This window comes from Paramesorhizobium leguminum (genome assembly GCF_003217235.1).
GTDB classification, from domain to species: Bacteria; Pseudomonadota; Alphaproteobacteria; order Rhizobiales; family Rhizobiaceae; genus Paramesorhizobium; species Paramesorhizobium leguminum.
In genome coordinates, this window is record NZ_QJTF01000001.1 from 169,957 (window position 1) to 188,153 (window position 18,197).

Here is an 18,197-nt window from a genome sequence, read left to right on the forward strand (position 1 = left end):
GCGCGATGGCAGCCCTGAAATGCAAAGGCCGGCCCGGATTTGTCCGGGCCGGCCTGGTACTCATTTAGTTGATGGCGCGGATGCGCTCCACCAGGTCCTTCATCTGCGGGTCGGTGATGAACTTGTCATAGACCGGCTTCATGGCATCCGCGAACGGGGTCTTGTCGACCTTGATCACGTTGACGCCAGCCGCGCGCACCTTCTCTTCGGATGTCTTTTCGCGGGCCTGCCAGAGTTCGCGCATCTTGCCGACCGAATCCTTCGCGGCCTGCTTGATGACCTTCTGGTCCTCAGGCGAGAGCTTGTCCCAGCTGATCTTGGACATGACGAGGATTTCGGGATTCAGCGAATGGTCGGTGAGGGTATAGTTCTTCGCAACTTCGAAATGGCGCGAAGACTCGTAGGAAGGCCAGTTGTTTTCGGCCCCATCGACGACGCCGGTCTCAAGCGACGAATAGACTTCGCCGAAGGGCATCGGGGTGGCATTGGCGCCGAAGGCCTGCATCATCGCAATCCAGAGATCGGACTGCTGGACACGAATTTTCAGGCCCTTCAAATCTTCCAGTTTCTCGATCGGCTTCTTGGTCGTGTAGAAGGACCGCGCGCCGGAATCATAGAAAGCGAGGCCGACGAGGCCATGCGGTTCGAAAGCGGCGAGAACTTCATCGCCGATCGGGCCGTCAACGACCTTGTGCATATGTTCGGTATCGCGGAACAGGAAGGGCAGGCCGAGCACGACGGTCTGCGGCACGAGATTGTTGAACGGCGCGGCATTGACGCGGTTCATGTCGATGACGCCGAAGCGGGTCTGCTCGATCGTGTCCTTTTCGGTGCCGAGCGAGGCGTTGTTCGAGACGCTGATCTTGATGCGGCCCTTGGTGCGCTCCGACACCAGGTCGCCCATGTATTTCACCGCATCGACGGTCGGGTAGCCATCCGGATGGATGTCCGCCGAACGCAGCGTGATTTCCTGCGCATGCAGGGTGCCCGAGGCGAGCGTAAGCCCCAGCGCGAGGCAAAGTGATTTTGCAATCTTCATGGTATCCTCCTCCTTGGATGGTTCCGGCGGAGCCTCCTCGCCCCGTCCCGGTTTGGGTTACTGTTCCTTGCTGGCGAACGGCTTGAGGCCGTAGAGGCGTTCGGGGTTTTCGACGAGGGCGAGCCTGAGACCGGCTTCATCCGGTATCCAGGACAGCACGGTGTCGGTCAAAGCCGCATCGTCGGGGTATTCTGTTTGGGTCTTCGCCAGATTGTGGGGCCAGTTGCTGCCCCAGACGATCCGCTCCGGCGCATGGGCGGCGAGCGCGCGGGCAACCGCCGCGACATCCTCGTAATCCGGCGCGCCGCTCTTCGATGATTCGTAGACGCCGGCGAACTTGAACCAGCAATTGCCGCCGTCGATCAGCCGCTTGACGGCGTCGATCTGCTGGCTATCCGGCGTGACGCCGGAAAAGAACTTGCCGTGATGATCGAGCACCCAGCGGGATTTGAGCTTTTTGAGGCGCGGCTCGTGTTCGAGGATATTGCTGCCGTCGAACTGCACGGCAAGCATCCACGCGCGGGAAGCCGCACGATCATCGACGGCTTCCAGCGCCGAGAGACCCACAGCGCCACCAGGCAGATCCATGATCCGCACACCAACCACGCCTGCATCGGCAAGCGCGTCGAGTTCGGTTTCCGGCGTGTCGCCATCGATTGCGGCGACGCCGCGGGCGATGTCGCCCATTTCGTTGAGGCAGGCGATGAGATTGGAATTGTCGCGCTGGTGGGCGTTGCCCTGGGTGATGATCACCCGGTCTATGCCGAGCCAGCGCATGAACTGGCGATACTGGTCCGCATCGGGGAGGGCGCCTGCCGGGAGCGGCGGACCGCCGGGCAGGGCAGGGAAGCCGGGCAGATACATGTGCATCTGCGTATCGACCGCGCCTTTCGGCAGTGTCATCTTCGGGGCTTTTCCGGAAAGCGTTCTGACCAGCATCTCAATCATCCTTCATCCGGAACTCGGCAAGCGCATCGCGATTAATCTCGATGCCGAGCCCGGGGCCATCCGGGATTTTGACCACCCCGCGAACATGTTCAATTGGCGTCTTGACCACCGCCTGCCGGAACGGATTGTCCGTGCGGTCGAATTCAAGGATCGGCTCGATGGGGTTTACCCGCACCGGGTTCGGCACCATCGCCGCCATGAACTGCAGCGCCGCTGCGATATGCACCGCCGTGCCCCAGACATGCGGCACGACGCGTACGCCATGCAGCGCCGCCATGTCGGCAACGCGCTTGGCTTCGGTGAAGCCGCCGACGCCGGCAAGATCGGGCTGGACAATATCGACGGCGCGCGTCTCGACCGGCTCCTTCATGCCCCAGCGCGTATGCCAGGTTTCGCCTCCGGCAACCGGGATCGGCTGGCCGGCGCGAACCGCGCGGTATGCGTCGAGCTGCTCAGGCACCACCGGCTCCTCGAACCAGTCGATGCCAAGCTCCGCCGCGCGTCGGCCAAACTCGACGGCCTCAAGCACGTCGTAACCGTGGTTGGCATCGACCATCAGCCGCATGTCCGGCCCGACCGCCTCGCGCACGGCGCGGATGACGGCTAAGTCTTCTTCAACGCCGAAGCCGATCTTGATCTTGGTGGCGTGGAACCCCTCCGCCTTATAGCGCGCCGCATCGGCGGCATTATCGGCGACGCGGTCGACGCCTTCACGCTTGAAGCCGCCGGTGGCATAGGCGCGCACCTCTTCGCGGAACCGTCCGCCTAAGAGCGTCGAGACGGGGACGCCGAAATGCTTGCCCTTGATATCCCAGAGCGCGATGTCGATGCCCGACAGCGCCGTCACCGTCAGCCCGCGCTGGCCCTGGTCACGCAGGGCATTGTAGAGCCGCGCCCAGATCTTTTCTGTCTCAAGCGGGTCAGCGCCTATCAGCCATGGCGTGTAGCTCGCCACCACCGCCGCATTGGCGCGAGCCGGACCGAGGCACTCGCCCCAGCCCGTCAGGCCGTTGTCGCACTCGATCTCGACCAGCACATGCGCACGGCGATCGAAGCGCATGGACGCGCTTTCAAACGGCACTTGCAGCCGGTATTCAAGGAGATGAGTGCGGACCGCTGATATCTTCATCTGAGCCTCAGCGCTTCCACGGTGCGATAAGGGCTTCGAGCATTCCCTCTTCTTCCGCCGTCAAATCATCGAGCGGAGGCCGCACCTTGCCGGCATCGAAGCCCTGCAGGCGTACGCCGGCCTTGATGGCCGAAACGGCATAGCCCTTGCGGCGGTTGCGGATCGCCATGAAGGGATAGAAGAAATCCCGCAGGATGGTCTCGCAGCGGTCGCGGTCGCCCGCGCGGAGGGCTGTATAAAATTCGACTGCCAATTGCGGCACGAAATTGAAGACGGCGGAGGAATAGGTGGTGAAGCCCGCGCCGAGATAAGCCTCGGCGAAAAGTTCCGCCGTCGGCATGCCGCCCAGATAGGTGAGGCGGTCACCCATGGTCGCGGTGATCTGACGCACGGAGCCGATATCACCCGTGCCATCCTTGAAGCCGACCAGGTTCGGGCATTCGTCGCAGAGGCGCTTCAGCGTATCCACCGTAAGCACCGAATTATCGCGGTTATAAACCATCACGCCGATGCCGACCGACTGGCAGATGCGCTTGACGTGGTGGTAAAGCCCCTCCTGCGGGGCGTCGATCATGTAGTGCGGAAGAAGCAGGATGCCGTCAGCGCCGGCCTTTTCGACCTCGCGCGCCAGCTCCACGCCGACATGGGCGCCGAAGCCGCAGCCTGAGACGATCGCCGTCTTGCCGGCGGCTTCCTTGGCGGCGCGGACGATGCCGGGAATTTCCTGAGGCGACAGCGAGAAGAATTCGCCGGTACCGCCGGCGGCAAAGAGAACCGGAGCTTCGAAGCCCGACAGCCATTCGATGTGGCGGCGATAGCTTTCCGGCTGGAATTCGCCTTGCCGGTCAAAATGCGTCACGGGGAACGATAGCAGGCCCGCGCCGAGCGCTGCCTTGATCTCTTGCGGCGTCATTCTAAGTATTTCCTCCCATTCCGTCCCGGGTCCTCTTCCCAGGCAAACTTGTCATATGTTTTTCGCAAATAGCTGTCAATCACCCATCATACATGTTTGCGCTGTTCGCGCAGCAGCCCGCGATAGCGCCCTTGGCTGCCGCGTAAATGACGCCGCATCGCCTCGCGCGCGCCGTCCTCATCGCCGCTGGAAATCGCCTGGACGATCTCTTCATGTTCTCGAAGAAGGAGATCGATATAAACGCCTTGGTCGGTTTCCGAATCGTCATTATGCAGCGCCGCACGGGGTATGACGTTCCTGCCGATCATCGCCAGGAACTCGCGAAAGCGCGGGTTGTTGGTCGCCTCGGCAATTGCAAGATGCAGGGCAAGATCCGCCTCGCTGGTCGGCCTGCCGGCTTCCAGGCAGAGGCGCACGGCATAGTGCCGCTCAAGAATCACTTCCTCTTGCGCGGGCGAGCGGCGCAATGCCGCAAGCCCCGCAGCCTCGACTTCCACGGCCGTTCGCAGTTCCAGAAGCTCGATCATCGAGGAAACGCGGGCATGATCGACGTTTCGCAGCGATAGTTGCGCCGGTGGCTGCACCCTGCCTTCAAGGACAAAGACGCCGGACCCCTGACGCGCCTCAACCAGCTGATCCGCGCGCAGCTCGGCGATCGCCTCACGCACGACGGTGCGGCTGACACCATGAGTTTCCGTCAGCTGCGCTTCGCTGGGCAGCTTGCTGCCGGGCGGATACTGGCCGTTGGCAATCGCCTTGCGCAATGTATCGGCGAGGCGCGTCGTCAGCGTGGTATTTGCCGCGGGACCTGCTTCCGTCTTTGTCTCAATGCTCATCGATCCCTCCTGCTTGGTGCCTGATCGATTGTTCGCCGATCAGGTCCCTTCTCCTCCAGATGTCGAATGGCTCCCCATCCCATATACGACTTATTGACCCGGTTTCGTCAACCTGTATGATGAATTTGATATATTCAACGGATGCGCCAGCGCCGTTCAGTCATGAAGTCGGAGGAAAATGAAATGAAGCGATTGTTGATTACCGGCGCCGCCGGGGGGCTGGGCCGGGCCATGCGTCCGCGCCTTGAGGGTTTTGCCGAAGTGCTGCGGCTGTCGGACATCACCGATCTGGGCGAGGCGGCGCCGCATGAGGAACTGGTGACCTGCGATCTGGGGGATGCGGACGCCGTCAACCGGCTCGTCGAAGGCTGCGATGGCATCCTGCATCTTGGCGGTATCTCGGTGGAGGACAAATTCTCCAAAATCCTCAACGCCAACCTGCTTGGCCTCTATAACCTCTACGAGGCCGCCCGCGCCCATGGCCAGCCGCGCATCCTTTTCGCCAGTTCCAACCACACCGTCGGCTTCTATCGTCAGGACGAACATATCGACGCGACGGCGCCGATGCGGCCGGATGGGCTTTATGGCGTGTCCAAGTGCTTCGGCGAGGCGCTGGCGCGGATGTATTTCGAGAAGTTCGGCCAGGAGACGGCGCTGGTGCGCATCGGCAGCTGCATGGAGAAGCCGAAGAATCACCGCATGTTGTCCACCTGGATGTCGTACGACGATTTCGCGTCGATGATCGACTGCGTTTTCCGCGCCCCGATGCTTGGTTGCCCGATCATCTGGGGCATTTCGGATAATGACAGCAAGTGGTGGGACAATTCCCACGCCGCCTATCTGGGCTGGCGTCCGAAAGACAATGCCGAGCGCTTCCGGGCCGAACTCGATGCCGAAATTGGGCGCCCATCGCCGACCGATCCGCTCGCGCTCTATCAAGGCGGCCAGTTCACACAGGATCCGATCTTTGGGGAAGGCTGACCTGGAGCATGGTCCCCTTGAAACGGCGCTCCCTCTCGCCACCAGGACTATGCGTCTTCTCTTATCCACAGGCGGAAAACCGCCTGTGGTTATAAATAATTTTCAACTCTTTATGGATTTCACGCCGATCATCGGGTAATTCAGCGCCTGTAATATCGTTTATGAAAATAAATTACAGGATGCGCTCGTGAGCCACAAAAATCTGATCCGTTTCGAGGTCGCCGACAATCAGGCGGGCGGTCAGCGCCGCCCCTTCGCCCGGGCCGTTCGCGCAGGCGATTTCGTCTATGTGTCGGGCCAGGTGCCGACCGTCGATGGCGAGGTCGTGGCGGGCAACATCGTCGCCCAGACCGAGCAGGTCGTCGCCAATATCAAGAGCGTGTTGGCCTTGGCCGATTGCACGATCGCCGATGTGGTGAAGGTCAATGTCTGGCTTGACGATGCCCGTGATTTCTCCAGCTTCAACGCCGTCTTCGAGAAGCATTTCATCAACCACCCGCCGGCGCGCTCCACCGTTCAGTCGCCGCTGATGGTCGATGCGAAGGTGGAGATGGATGTCATCGCTTATAAGCCGGTTGGGTAATGCTGAAGCGTTCAGCCTCCCGATCTCACCCCCCTCTGGCTTGCCAGCCATCTCCCCCTCAAGGGGGGAGATTACGCCTTCATGGGCCTTCGCACCAATCGCGAACCTTGCAGAATGGATGTGGACAGTAGCGTCAGCCAATCTCCCCCCTTGAGGGGGAGATGCCTGGCAAGGCAGAGGGGGGTGAGATCGAAAGGCCGATCCGTTCAAATATAATAACCTAATCCCCCAGCAGCTGCCGGTCATCCCCATCCCGGCGGCTCACCAACTCTTCCTTGATGCTGCGCAGGGCCTTGAGGGCCCGGCTGCGGTCCGCATAGGCCACCAGATTGGCCAGAATGTCGATCGCGGCCAGATAGGCATAGCGCGTCGAGGTGGGGCGGAAGATATTTTTGCCCTCGGGCAAGTCGATAGCGATCACCACATCCGCCGCGCGGGCAACCGGCGAATTGCTCTGGGTGATGACGATGGTGGGAATGACCCGTTGCCGGGCGAGTTCGAGGCAGTGAACAAGGCCCTGATCCCGCCCGGTGAAGGACGAACCGAACACGACGGTGCCCGGCCCAGCCGCGGCGGAGAGCATCATGTTCATATTGTGGTCATTGGAGGCATTGATGCGGCAACCCAGCCGGAAAAGCCTGTTGTGCAGCTCGTTGACGATCATCGCCGAATTGCCGCTTGCGCCGAAAGCCTGGATGAACTCCGCGCCGCGCAGGAGATGAGCCGCCTTGTCCAGCACATCGATGTCGAGCTGGCGGTGAAGCTGGAACAGCGCGTTCTGCGCCTTGGTGACGATATCCTCGGCCACTTCCGCGGGCGTCGCCGTCGGCGTTTCGGGCTTCAGATAGCGCAGGCCGACATAGGTCATCTTGGCGAGTTGGACCTTGAAATCCGAATACCCTTGGCATCCCAGCCTGCGGCAGAAGCGCGTCACCGTCGGGGGCGAAACCCCGGCGCGTTCGGCAAGATCGAGGATCGAGGAATTGACGGCGAAATCCACGTCATCGAGCACGAGCTGCGCGAGCTTCTTTTCAAGGCCGGAAAACTTGCCGTCTTCGTCGGAAAGAGCGTGAAAAAGATCCATGAGTGCATTCTATGAAAATAAATTTCTTGGGGTATTTTCCCATACCCATAATACCAGGAGGTGTCACCCCATGAACTATCCTTGGCCGGAAGCCGGCACGCCGCTCGATCAGGTCGTCACCCCCATGCCGGTTATCGATGAGGACCGGCTCGCCGCCAACATCGCGAAAGCGCAGGCCTATTTCAACCAACACGGCAAGGCGTTCCGCCCTCATATCAAGACCCACAAGATCGCCGCCGTCGCTCGTCAGCAACTGGCGGCGGGCGCGGTCGGCATCAATTGCCAGAAAGTCAGCGAGGCGGAAGTTTTTGCCGATGCAGGGTTTGAGGACATCCTGATCACCTACAACATCCTTGGCGCGGCGAAGCTCAAGCGCCTGCGGGAACTGCACGAGCGGGTGGCGCGGCTTTCCGTGGTGGCGGATAGCGAGGCGGTCGTTCAAGGGCTTGCGGCAACGTTCGATCCGGCGAAGCCGCTTGCCGTGCTGGTTGAGTGCGATACGGGGGGCAAGCGCTGCGGTGTGCAGACGCCGGAAGCAGCCGCGATACTTGCGCAAAAGATAGCCGCCGCGCCGGGCTTGCGCTTCGCCGGCATCCTGACCTATCCGGCGATCGGCGGGGCCGCTGCGGTGGAGACGTTCATCGTCCGCACCATGGAGTTGCTCGCGGCGAAGGGCATGGACTGCCCCATCCGCTCCAATGGCGGATCACCGGATTTGTTCTCGGCGCATCTCGTGCCATCAGCGACCGAGCACCGCGCCGGAACCTATGTCTATAACGACCGCAGCATGGTGCGATCAGGCCATTGCACAACCGATGATCTGGCGATGCACATTCTTGCCACCGTCGTCTCAAAGCCCGCACCGGATCGCGCTATCCTCGATGCCGGTTCGAAGGCGCTGACCTCCGACCTGCTCGGCTTCAGCGATTACGGCATGATCGAAGGCTTCGAAGGCGCCCGCATCGTCTCGCTATCGGAGGAACATGCAACGGTTGATCTCAAGGATTGCCGGATTGCTTTTCCCGACGTCGGCCAGATGGTCAAAATCGTCCCCAATCACACATGCGTCGTGAGCAATCTCTTCGACCGCATGGTGTTTCACCGCAATGGCATCGTGACGCGGGTTGAAATCGTCGATGCGCGCGGGACCGTCTGGTGACTGCCTTACCCCCCCCCCCCCCCCCCCCCCCCCGCGCGGGTCAGGGCAATTGCATATGGCACTGAAAAGCCCCTCATCCGCCTGCCGGCACCTTCTCCCCGCACGCGGGGAGAAGGAAGAGGTGGCAACGCTGGCGTCTCCCTCTCCCCGTCTTTACGGGGAGAGGGTAAGGGTGAGGGGCAAGCCGCGTCATATGCGATTGCCCTGCCCTTGCGGGAGGGGCGGACCGTAGGTCCGGGGTGGGGGTGGTTCAGTATTGAACACAATCGTCACCACCCCCATCCGCCTGCTCCGCAGGCACCTTCCCCGCAAGGGGGAAGGAGGGCGCTACATACGTAAATCATTTACAGAAAAATTGTCGCACACCGGAATCTTCGTTGACTTTGGCTACCCATATCGCATTATCGAGAAAATAAATTACATCGTTCGAAGCGGCGATATAGGGAACAGCTCAAACGGATAACTCTTCTCGAAATGAAGATAGCGGCTACTTGCGCCTTATGGGCCAAAGCCGTTGCGGGCCGCAGCCCACCGAAAATCTCCCCCGATTTCGGTGGGCTGCTGGCCCGAACAAAATTGGAAATTCAGACCCGCATGCGCATTTTCACGGCGTCGCTCGCGACGGAAACCAACACATTCTCTCCCGTTCCAACGGATATCGATGCATTCAAGGCGGCTTTCTATGCGGAGCCGGGCGAGCACCCGGATACCCCGACGCTGTGCTCCTCCGTCGTACCGATCCTGCGCCGCCGCGGGCGGGCGGGGGGTTTTACCGTGATCGAGGGCACCTCGTGCTGGGCGGAACCGGCCGGTCTCATCCAGCGGCAGACCTATGAAACGCTCCGCGACCGGATCCTTGGCGAACTTGAAGCCGCCATGCCCGTCGATGGCGTTGTCCTCGGCCTGCATGGCGCCATGGCGGCGCAAGGTTATGACGACCCGGAAGGCGATTTCCTCTCCCGCGTCCGGGCGCTTGTCGGGCCGGATGTGCTGATTGCGGCGGAATTCGACCCGCACAGCCATCTGACGGCGCTTCGCGTCGCCAATCTCGATCTCATGGCGGCGTTTCTGGAATTTCCGCACACGGATTTCGAGGAGCGCGGCGAGCATGTGGTGGAACTGGCGCTGCGTGCGCTGAGGGGTGAAATCAAGCCGGAGATATCGGTTTTCGATTGCCGGATGATCACCATCTACCCGACCAGCCGCGAACCGATGCGATCCTTCGTCGATCGCCTCAAGGCGATGGAGGGCAAGGACGGCATCCTTTCGATTTCGGTCATTCACGGCTTCATGGCCGGTGACGTGCCTGATATGGGCACCCGCATCGTCGTGGTGACCGATAACGACAAGGCCAGGGGCGATGCTTTGGCGCAATCGCTTGGCCATGAACTCTACGGCATGCGCAGGCACACGGCCATGCCGATGTTCGATACCGAAGGCGGGCTCGATCACGCAATCGCGGTCTGCGCCGCGAATCCCGACAGGCCTGTCGTCATCGCCGATGTCTGGGACAATCCCGGCGGCGGCGTGGCCGGTGACGCCACCCATATCCTGCGCCGGATGATGGAGCGCGGCCTTGACAATATTGCCGTCGCGACGATCTGGGACCCGATTGCCGTCACGTTCTGCCATGCGGCGGGCGAGGGGGCGGAACTTGATTTGCGCCTCGGCGGCAAGTCCAGCCCGCATGGCGGTGCGCCGCTCGACCTGCGTGTCGTCGTGACGCATGTCTTCGAGACCGGCTGGCAGAGCTTCCGCAACAGCCGCGTGACGCTGGGCCGCGCGGCGGTGGTTCGCCCGCTTGGAACCTCCATCGATATCGTGCTGATCACCAGCCGCACGCAGACCTACGAGCCGGATATCTTTTCCAATCAGGGCATCGATTTCGCCGCCAAGGCGTTTCTTCTGGTCAAGTCGACCAACCATTTCCATGCAGGCTTCCAGCCGGTCGCTTCCGAGATCGTCTATATCGCCGCGCCCACGTCTTATCCAGTTGACCCGGCGACAACGCCCTACCGCAAGGCGAGCCTTGAACTATGGCCGCGCGTCGCCGATCCGCTGGGATTAGAGTCATGAATCGTCAAAACAAAAAGGGGAATGAAAAATGAAAAATGCTCTTTTCTTGATGACATTGGCCGCAATGGCCGGCACGAGCAGCCTCGCCATCGCGCAAGCCAAGACCGATGGCGTGCTGACGGTGGCGACCATCGGCGAGCCGCCGACATTGGATGCGATGCAGACGCCGACCGACATCGTGCTGATGATCGACCAGCACATTTTCGAGACGCTTTTCACTTATGACATCAAATGGAAGTCCGTTCCGTTGCTGGCCGCAAGCCAGCCCACGATTTCCGAAGACGGGCTGACCTATCGCATCCCGCTTCGTGAAGGCGTGAAATTCCACGACGGCAGCGATTTCGACGCCAAGGATGTGGTGGCCTCGCTCACGCGCTGGATGGCGGTGAATTCCAAGGGCAAGCAGGTGGCCGGCGTCGTGGACAGCATCGCTGAGGACGGCGACCATGCCGTCACCATCAAGCTGAAGTCGCGTTACGCGCCGCTGCTCGCCACGCTGTCGCAGGCCTCCATCATCCTGCCTTCCGAAAAGATCGCCGATACGCTCACCGAATTCGTCGGCACCGGCCCCTATGCGCTGAAGGAGCGCAAGCCAGACCAGTATACGCAGCTTGTGCGCTTCGAAGACTACAAGTCGCCGGACGGCGAACCCAGCAACTATGCCGGTAAGCGGGAAGCCATCGCCAAGGAAATCCGCTTCGTGCCGGTGCCTGATGCCAATACCCGCGTCGAGGGCCTGATTTCCGGCCAGTTCGATTTTGCCGATTCCCTGCCGGTCAGCGCTTTCGAGCGCGTCGAGGCGAGCGGCAAGGCCAAGCCCGTCATTTATGAGAATGCCGGATGGGCTTCGCTCAACATGAACATGAAGGAAGGCTTGCTGACCAAGAAGGCATTGCGCCAGGCCGTTCAGTCCGCGCTCAACCCATCCGACATGATGCTGGCGGCGTTTTCCGACAAGCGTTTCTTCTCGGTCGATGGCTCGATCTTCCCCAAGGGGTCCTTCTGGCACACGGAAGCAGGCGTTGTGCGCTACGGCGAGGGCGACCCGGAAACGGCGGCGAAGCTGATTGCGGAGGCCGGATATGACGGCACGCCGATCCGCCTGATGACCAGCCGCCAGTACGAGTTTCATTACAAGATCGGCGAAGTGGCCAAGGCCTATCTCGAAGCCGCCGGCTTCAAGGTCGATCTGCAGGTGGTCGATTGGGCGACGCTCACCACCCGCCGCGCCGACCCGAAGCAATGGGATATCTTCATCACCCATTCCAATTTCCCTGGCGATCCGACCACGATCAACACCATCACCGATACCTATCCGGGCTGGTACGTGTCGGATCAGAAAGCCAAGGCGGTTGCAGCCTATATGGACGCGACGAGCGACGAGGCGAAGTTCAAGGCATGGGAAGGCATCCAGACCGTCATCTATGACGACGCCCCGCTGTTCAAGGCCGGCAACTTCAATGCGCTGACCGGCGTTGCGACAGGGGTTTCAGGCTATATGCCGACCTACTGGCCGCATTTCTGGAATGTGACGCCGAAGTGAGGCGCTGAAATATCAAATGGAAGCGTTGGCGCTATTTACCCCCCTCTGTCCTGCCGGACATCTCCCCCTCAAGGGGGGAGATTACGCCTTCATCTATGTTCGGCACCAATCACAGATGTTGCAGAATGATGGCGGAGGGATATGTCAGCCAATCTCCCCCCTTGAGGGGGAGATGCCTGGCAAGGCAGAGGGGGGTGCCTTCGTTTTCCATAATCTGAAAGCTCCAAAACCATGACCAAGCTCGCTCTGGCGCTGTTGAAACGGCTTGGCGGCATGGTGGTTGTGCTTGCCCTTGTCGCGACGGTCGTTTTCGTCATCGTCCGGGTGACGCCGGGCGATCCGGCTGCGGTCATGCTGGGGTCGGATGCTACGCCGCAGGATATCGCGCAACTCCGCACCAAGATGGGGCTCGATGCGCCGCTTCTGGTGCAATATTTCCAGTTTCTGCTGGGCATATTGAAGGGCGATCTCGGCCAGTCGATCTTCCTCGGCCAGTCCGTGACGCAAGCTCTGGCGGCGCGGGCGGAGCCCACCTTCTTCCTGACGCTGTTCTCTATCCTCATCGCGGTGACGATTGCGCTGCCGGTGGGCATATTCTCTGCCGTACGCCGCGGTACGCTCTTTGACCAGATCGTCGTCACGCTCACCATGGTGGCGGCGAGCGTGCCGAGCTTCTGGCTCGGCCTCCTGCTCATCCAGACCCTGGCGGTGGGACAGGGCTGGTTCCCGGCCTCCGGCTATGGCGGTCCCGACACGTCTTTTCTTGAAAGGCTGCATCACCTCGTTCTGCCTGCGGTGGCGCTTGGCGTCGTCAATTCGGCGCTGATCATCCGCTTTACCCGCGCGGCGATGCTCGACGTCCTTGGCGAAGATTATGTCCGCACCGCCCGCGCCAAGGGCGCGACTGAGCGCCGGGTCATTCTCAAGCACGCGCTGAAGAACGCGATGGTCCCGATCATCACCGTCATCGGTCTCTCCATCGCCATGCTGATTGCTGGCGCGGTTGTCACGGAAACCGTGTTCGGCCTGCCCGGCATCGGCAACCTGGTGGTCTCGGCGGTCCTGCGCCGCGATTATCCTGTGATCCAGGGCGCACTGCTGGTCGTCGCGGCGATCTATGTGCTCATCAACTTCATCGTGGATATTCTCTATATGCTTGCCGATCCGAGGGTGCGCCTGTGACGTTAAGCTCTCTCACGCTGCCCTATGCCGCAAGCCTCAGGCGTCTTTTCGGCAATCGCGCCATTTTGGCCGGAGCGATCATTCTTGCCGCCGTCGTGCTGGCTGCCCTTCTTGCGCCATGGATCGCACCTTACGCGCCGAACAAGCTTTCGATCGTGAACAAGCTCAAGGGGCCGTCACTGTCTCACATCTTCGGCACGGACGAATTCGGCCGGGACATCTTCTCCCGCGCGATCTTCGCCGGGCGGGCCTCGCTGCTCGTCAGCCTGGGCGTGGTCTGTATTTCCACCGTGCTGGGCATCGTGCTTGGCGTCGCCGCCGGATATTTCCGCAGGCTCGATGCGCCGATCTCGCGCCTGCTCGATGCGATGATGTCCTTTCCGGATATCCTTCTGGCCATTGCGCTGGTCGCGGCGCTGGGGCCGTCGCTTGCTACGGTCATCCTCGCGCTGGGCATCACCTATGCCCCCCGTCTGGCCCGTATCGTCAGGGGGTCTACCCTCGTTCTGAGGGAGCTACCCTATATCGAAGCCGCTGTCGCGATGGGCCTGCCCACCTGGCAGATCCTCACCCGCCATGTGCTGCTCAACCTGGCGTCGCCGATCCTCGTGCAGGCGACATTCGTCTTCGCCTCCGCCATGCTGGCGGAAGCAAGCCTGTCGTTCCTGGGCGTCGGTGTTTCCGCCGATATGCCGACCTGGGGCACCATGCTCGCCTCCGGGCGCGAATACATGAACAATGCCCCCTGGCTGATGGTGTTTCCGGGCTTGGCAATCGTCTTCTCGGTCCTCTCGCTGCAATTGCTGGGTGACGGCCTGCGCGATCTGGTCGATCCGCGCCTTGCGAAGGAAAGCTGACCATGGCACCCGTACTGGCAATCGAGAATCTGACCACCTCGTTCAAGACGGCTGAAGGCTGGCGCGCCGTCATCCGCGATATCAGCCTGAGCGTGAATGCCGGCGAAACCGTCGCCATCGTCGGCGAATCCGGCTCGGGCAAAAGCGTGACCGCGCTTTCCGCCTTGCGCCTCCTGCCTTCAGGCAAAGCCCGGTGCGAGGGGCGCATTCTGCTTGAAGGCAAGGATCTGCTCAAAGCCTCCGAAGCCGAGATGCGGTCGGTTCGCGGCGGCTCCATCGGCATGATCTTCCAGGAGCCGATGACCTCCCTCAATCCTGTCTTCACCATCGGCAACCAGATCGCCGAGGCGCTGGTCATCCACCAGCACCTTTCATGGAGCGCGGCGGAAGCCGAGGCCGTCCGGCTGATGGAGCGTGTTCGCATTCCCGCCGCGAAGGCGCGGCTCAATGAGTATCCGCACAAATTTTCTGGCGGCATGCGCCAGCGCGTGATGATTGCCATGGCGCTCGCCTGCCGGCCCAAGCTCCTCATCGCCGACGAGCCGACAACGGCGCTCGACGTGACCATTCAGGCGGAAATCCTCTACCTGATCCGCGAATTGCAGCGGGAAGAGAACATGGGCGTCCTGTTCATCACCCATGACATGGGCGTGGTGGCTGAGGTCGCCGACCGCACGGTGGTGATGTTCCGGGGCGATATGATCGAAAGCGGACCCACGGGGCAGATATTTGCCGCGCCAAAGGAAGTCTACACCAAATCGCTGCTCGCCTCGATCCCGCGTCTTGGAACGATGGGAGAGGCAAAAGCGCCCCGACGCTTCCCGGAAGTCGATGCGAAAACCGGCGAGGCCGTTGACGGTCGCGAAATGGAGGATGTCGCGCAGACGAGCGCCCCAATCCTGAAAGTCGCCAATCTCGCCGTCAGATTCGACGCACCGAACGGGCGCGTCCATGCGGTAGAGGACGTGTCCTTCGATCTGAAGCCCGGCGAGACGCTGTCGCTGGTGGGCGAATCCGGCTGCGGAAAATCGACAACGGGCCGCGCGGTTCTGAGGCTGGTGAATGCCAGCGCCGGCTCTGTTGTCATCGATGGACAGGATGTGGCATCGGCTGGCACGAAAGAGCTGCGGGCCATTCGCCGTCACGCGCAGATGATCTTCCAGGACCCGTTCGCCTCGCTCAACCCGCGCATCACCATCGGTTCCGCCATTGCCGAGCCGATGCTTTCCCACGGCTTGGCGGGCAAGCGCGAGGCGCGGGAGCGGGTGGCCGCGCTTCTTGAGCAAGTCGGGCTTTCAGGGGCAGTCGCTGATCGTTATCCGCATGAATTCTCCGGCGGCCAACGCCAGCGCATTTCCATCGCGCGCGCTCTCGCGCTGGAGCCGAAACTCATCGTCGCGGACGAGGCTGTGTCGGCGCTGGACGTCTCGGTCAAGGCGCAGGTTTCCAACCTGCTGCTCGATCTTCAGGAGAAGCACGGGCTTTCCTATCTGTTCATTTCGCACGACATGGCGGTGGTGGAGCGCATGAGCCATCGCGTCGCCGTCATGTATTTGGGTGAAATCGTCGAAATCGGCCCACGCGCCGCCATCTTCGACAATCCCCAACACCCCTATACGAGGCGCCTGATTTCAGCCGTGCCGATCCCCGATCCGTCGCGCCGCGCCATGGCGCGCCCACTTTTAAGCGAGGAAATCAAAAGCCCGCTGCGCCCCTTCGACTACGTGCCGCCCAAGCGGACTTACCAGGAAGTATCGCCGGGCCATTTCGTTCAGGACACGGCCTCGGCATGGGATGAGCGCCTTACGGCTTGATGGCTCAAGCCACAGTCGCCATCGTGGCTTTCGCTTCCCTTTTATCGCGCACCGGCGGCAGGCCGAACATGCGGGCATATTCGCGGGTGAATTGCGGCACGCTCTCATAGCCGACGGTGAAGGCCGCGCTGCTTGCCGGCATCTGCTCAGCCAGCATCAGCCGCCTTGCCTCGATCAGGCGCAATTGCTTCTGGAATTGCAGCGGTGAAAGAGACGTCACGGCGCGAAAATGCTGGTGGAAGGAGGAGGGGCTCATCCCGGCCACCGCCGCCAGACGCTCGATCCGCAAAGGCTGAGCGAATTCGGCCCGCAGCATTGCAACCGCGCGCGCCACGCGCTGCACATGGCCATCCGGCCACCCAAGGCGCCGGATGGCCGCTCCATGCCGTCCGGCCAGCAGCCAATAGTGCATCTCGCGCACCAATTGTGCCTGCAATACCGGAATGGATGCCGGGCGGTCGATAAGCCGCATCAGGCGCAACGCCGCGTCGGCAACGTCCGCCTCGGTCGGCTCCACCTGCACGGGCGACATGCCGGCTTGTTCGGGCACGGCCTTCATCTCCGCCATCAGATCCGCGATAACAGCCGGATCGAGCTCCAGCACCAGCGAGAGATAGGGCGCGACGGGGCTCGCCCGCGTGATCTGGCTCACCGTCGGCACGTCAGCCGCGATCAGCAATGAATCCCCGGCGGAAAATGCAAATGCCTGCGCTCCCATCGCGACATGCTTGGCTCCCTGCAGCACGAGGCAGGCGAGGGGGCGGGAAACCGCGTATTCGAGGCCGCTTGGGATGGTGGCCCGCACGAGCATCAAACCGGGGATCGGCGTTCGCGCGATGCCGGCGCTGTCGGCATGGGTTTCGGCATAGCGGCGAGCGGTATCGAGCAGCATGGTCATGAAACAAGCTTACCCCACCGCTGCCGGCAATGCACCTGCTTTGGAGGATTAGGCAAGGAATGGCGAGGTTTCGGCAACAAAGCGCGGCGCGCATGGTCGATAGGAGTCCTGCATTCTTTTCCAACCGCATGATCTTATCCAAAAAGTCTGCAACTTTTTGGGATCATGCTCGACAGGAGTTCCAGCATGACCAAAATTGCTCTCATCACCGGCGCCAGCCGCGGCCTTGGCCGCAACACCGCGCTCAGCATTGCGCGCGGCGGCGGCGATGTCATCATCACCTATCAAAGCCGGCGTGAGGATGCCGATAGCGTCGTCGCGGAAATCGAGGCCATGGGCCGCCGGGCGCTCGCCTTCCAATTGGACATGAGCGATGTCGCCGCCTTCGCGCCCTTTGCCGAGCGCCTGCGCGTCGCGCTGCGCGAAACTTGGGGCCGCGAGACATTCGACCATCTGGTCAACAATGCCGGCCATGGCGATTTCGCCCTCATCGGCGAAACCACCGAAGAACAGTTCGACCGGCTGGTCGACGTTCATTTCAAGGGCGTGTTCTTCCTGACGCAGGCGCTGTTGCCGCTGATCGCGGATGGTGGCCGCATCGTCAATCTGTCCACCGGACTGACCCGGATTACCGCGCCCGGCTGGTCCGCCTATGCGGCGGTGAAGGGCGCTATCGAGGTGCTGAGCCGCTACATGGCGAAGGAACTGGGCAGCCGCGGCATCGCCGTCAACACGGTGGCGCCGGGGGCGATCGAAACCGATTTCTTCGGCGGCGCCGTTCGCGATACGCCGGATTTTAACAAGCTCTTCGCCGAAATGACGGCGCTTGGACGGGTGGGCGTGCCTGCAGATATCGGCCCTATGATCGCAAGCTTGCTCACGCAGGATAATCGCTGGATCAATGCCCAGCGCATCGAAGTGTCCGGCGGCCAGGGCATCTGACGGAAGCGGTGGCTCGGAATGCCCCTCATCCGCCTGCCGGCACCTTCTCCCCGCATACGGGGAGAAGGAAGAAGCGGCAACGTCGACGTCCCCCTCGCCCCGCTTGCGGGGAGAGGGTAAGGGTGAGGGGCTAGTTCATGCCCAGCGCGCATTATTGGAAACTTCCGCCGCTGCTCCTATCTTTCTAATCAGGAAATCCCTCTGAAGAACGAC

16 protein-coding genes are annotated in these 18,197 nt (G+C 61.7%); 9 read left to right on the plus strand and 7 right to left on the minus strand.

Annotated features, from left to right (window positions below; all coding sequences use genetic code 11):
• Positions 1–64: 64 nt before the first annotated feature.
• The 5 genes from C7477_RS00815 to C7477_RS00835 form a co-directional block, all read right to left on the minus strand.
• The gene (locus tag C7477_RS00815) at positions 65–1,039 is read right to left on the minus strand and encodes a TRAP transporter substrate-binding protein (protein ID WP_110747693.1); all 975 of its coding nucleotides are present in this window, start codon (positions 1,037–1,039) and stop codon (positions 65–67) included.
• A 57-nt stretch (positions 1,040–1,096) separates the two neighbouring features.
• Positions 1,097–1,978 (minus strand): amidohydrolase family protein, encoded by an 882-nt coding sequence (locus C7477_RS00820; protein ID WP_110747696.1) that lies wholly within the window; start codon positions 1,976–1,978, stop codon positions 1,097–1,099.
• A 1-nt stretch (position 1,979) separates the two neighbouring features.
• Positions 1,980–3,116 carry a mandelate racemase/muconate lactonizing enzyme family protein gene (locus C7477_RS00825; RefSeq protein WP_110747700.1) on the minus strand — a complete coding sequence of 379 codons (1,137 nt, stop codon included), beginning with the start codon at positions 3,114–3,116 and terminating at the stop codon, positions 1,980–1,982.
• A gap of 7 nt (positions 3,117–3,123) precedes the next feature.
• The gene (gene kdgD, locus C7477_RS00830; RefSeq protein ID WP_110747704.1) at positions 3,124–4,029 is read right to left on the minus strand and encodes a 5-dehydro-4-deoxyglucarate dehydratase; all 906 of its coding nucleotides are present in this window, start codon (positions 4,027–4,029) and stop codon (positions 3,124–3,126) included.
• A gap of 86 nt (positions 4,030–4,115) precedes the next feature.
• Positions 4,116–4,865, minus strand: coding sequence for a FadR/GntR family transcriptional regulator (locus tag C7477_RS00835; protein ID WP_110747707.1), 750 nt, complete (start codon positions 4,863–4,865; stop codon positions 4,116–4,118).
• A 183-nt stretch (positions 4,866–5,048) separates the two neighbouring features.
• Between C7477_RS00835 and C7477_RS00840 the strand changes: the two genes are divergently transcribed.
• Together C7477_RS00840 and C7477_RS00845 are read left to right on the plus strand one after the other, a co-directional pair.
• Positions 5,049–5,846 carry an NAD-dependent epimerase/dehydratase family protein gene (locus tag C7477_RS00840; RefSeq protein WP_110748113.1) on the plus strand — a complete coding sequence of 266 codons (798 nt, stop codon included), beginning with the start codon at positions 5,049–5,051 and terminating at the stop codon, positions 5,844–5,846.
• Positions 5,847–6,033: 187 nt separating this feature from the next.
• Positions 6,034–6,429: a RidA family protein gene (locus tag C7477_RS00845; RefSeq protein ID WP_110747710.1), complete on the plus strand. Its 396-nt coding sequence runs from the start codon at positions 6,034–6,036 to the stop codon at positions 6,427–6,429.
• Between the two features lie 220 nt (positions 6,430–6,649).
• Here the strand turns inward: C7477_RS00845 and C7477_RS00855 are convergent, their stop codons facing one another.
• Positions 6,650–7,513, minus strand: coding sequence for a MurR/RpiR family transcriptional regulator (locus C7477_RS00855; protein ID WP_110747713.1), 864 nt, complete (start codon positions 7,511–7,513; stop codon positions 6,650–6,652).
• A 70-nt stretch (positions 7,514–7,583) separates the two neighbouring features.
• Between C7477_RS00855 and C7477_RS00860 the strand changes: the two genes are divergently transcribed.
• The 6 genes from C7477_RS00860 to C7477_RS00890 all read left to right on the plus strand — a co-directional run bounded on the left by C7477_RS00860 (position 7,584) and on the right by C7477_RS00890 (position 16,144).
• Entirely contained in the window at positions 7,584–8,672 is a 1,089-nt protein-coding gene (locus C7477_RS00860) for a D-TA family PLP-dependent enzyme (protein WP_110747716.1), read from the plus strand.
• Positions 8,673–9,266: 594 nt separating this feature from the next.
• Positions 9,267–10,748: a M81 family metallopeptidase gene (locus tag C7477_RS00865; RefSeq protein WP_110747719.1), complete on the plus strand. Its 1,482-nt coding sequence runs from the start codon at positions 9,267–9,269 to the stop codon at positions 10,746–10,748.
• Positions 10,749–10,776: 28 nt separating this feature from the next.
• Positions 10,777–12,291, plus strand: a complete 1,515-nt coding sequence (locus C7477_RS00870) for an ABC transporter substrate-binding protein (RefSeq protein WP_110747722.1) — start codon at positions 10,777–10,779, stop codon at positions 12,289–12,291.
• 231 nt (positions 12,292–12,522) lie between these two features.
• Complete coding sequence (locus tag C7477_RS00880) at positions 12,523–13,473, plus strand: ABC transporter permease (protein ID WP_110747728.1); 951 nt, start codon at positions 12,523–12,525, stop codon at positions 13,471–13,473.
• Positions 13,470–14,330 carry an ABC transporter permease gene (locus C7477_RS00885; RefSeq protein ID WP_110747731.1) on the plus strand — a complete coding sequence of 287 codons (861 nt, stop codon included), beginning with the start codon at positions 13,470–13,472 and terminating at the stop codon, positions 14,328–14,330. The genes C7477_RS00880 and C7477_RS00885 overlap by 4 nt, the downstream gene beginning before the upstream one ends.
• A 2-nt stretch (positions 14,331–14,332) precedes the next feature.
• The gene (locus tag C7477_RS00890) at positions 14,333–16,144 is read left to right on the plus strand and encodes an ABC transporter ATP-binding protein (protein WP_110747734.1); all 1,812 of its coding nucleotides are present in this window, start codon (positions 14,333–14,335) and stop codon (positions 16,142–16,144) included.
• Between the two features lie 4 nt (positions 16,145–16,148).
• Here C7477_RS00890 and C7477_RS00895 read toward each other — a convergent pair whose 3' ends face one another.
• Positions 16,149–17,042 (minus strand): AraC family transcriptional regulator, encoded by an 894-nt coding sequence (locus tag C7477_RS00895; RefSeq protein WP_110747737.1) that lies wholly within the window; start codon positions 17,040–17,042, stop codon positions 16,149–16,151.
• A 186-nt stretch (positions 17,043–17,228) separates the two neighbouring features.
• Here C7477_RS00895 and C7477_RS00900 point away from each other — a divergent pair, with 186 nt between their 5' ends.
• A complete protein-coding gene (locus C7477_RS00900) occupies positions 17,229–17,984 on the plus strand; it encodes an SDR family oxidoreductase (RefSeq protein ID WP_110747741.1) in 756 nt (251 codons plus the stop codon).
• Positions 17,985–18,197 lie beyond the last annotated feature (213 nt).

Excerpts from the sequence above, each read along its gene's own strand:
- C7477_RS00815 (WP_110747693.1), bottom strand. The coding sequence starts at position 1,039 with ATGAAGATTGCAAAATCACTTTGCCTCGCGCTGGGGCTTACGCTCGCC.
- C7477_RS00820 (WP_110747696.1), bottom strand. The coding sequence starts at position 1,978 with ATGCTGGTCAGAACGCTTTCCGGAAAAGCCCCGAAGATGACACTGCCG.
- C7477_RS00825 (WP_110747700.1), bottom strand. The coding sequence starts at position 3,116 with ATGAAGATATCAGCGGTCCGCACTCATCTCCTTGAATACCGGCTGCAA.
- kdgD (WP_110747704.1), bottom strand. The coding sequence starts at position 4,029 with ATGACGCCGCAAGAGATCAAGGCAGCGCTCGGCGCGGGCCTGCTATCG.
- C7477_RS00835 (WP_110747707.1), bottom strand. The coding sequence starts at position 4,865 with ATGAGCATTGAGACAAAGACGGAAGCAGGTCCCGCGGCAAATACCACG.
- C7477_RS00840 (WP_110748113.1), top strand. The coding sequence starts at position 5,049 with ATGAAGCGATTGTTGATTACCGGCGCCGCCGGGGGGCTGGGCCGGGCC.
- C7477_RS00855 (WP_110747713.1), bottom strand. The coding sequence starts at position 7,513 with ATGGATCTTTTTCACGCTCTTTCCGACGAAGACGGCAAGTTTTCCGGC.
- C7477_RS00860 (WP_110747716.1), top strand. The coding sequence starts at position 7,584 with ATGAACTATCCTTGGCCGGAAGCCGGCACGCCGCTCGATCAGGTCGTC.
- C7477_RS00865 (WP_110747719.1), top strand. The coding sequence starts at position 9,267 with ATGCGCATTTTCACGGCGTCGCTCGCGACGGAAACCAACACATTCTCT.
- C7477_RS00870 (WP_110747722.1), top strand. The coding sequence starts at position 10,777 with ATGAAAAATGCTCTTTTCTTGATGACATTGGCCGCAATGGCCGGCACG.
- C7477_RS00880 (WP_110747728.1), top strand. The coding sequence starts at position 12,523 with ATGACCAAGCTCGCTCTGGCGCTGTTGAAACGGCTTGGCGGCATGGTG.
- C7477_RS00890 (WP_110747734.1), top strand. The coding sequence starts at position 14,333 with ATGGCACCCGTACTGGCAATCGAGAATCTGACCACCTCGTTCAAGACG.
- C7477_RS00895 (WP_110747737.1), bottom strand. The coding sequence starts at position 17,042 with ATGACCATGCTGCTCGATACCGCTCGCCGCTATGCCGAAACCCATGCC.
- C7477_RS00900 (WP_110747741.1), top strand. The coding sequence starts at position 17,229 with ATGACCAAAATTGCTCTCATCACCGGCGCCAGCCGCGGCCTTGGCCGC.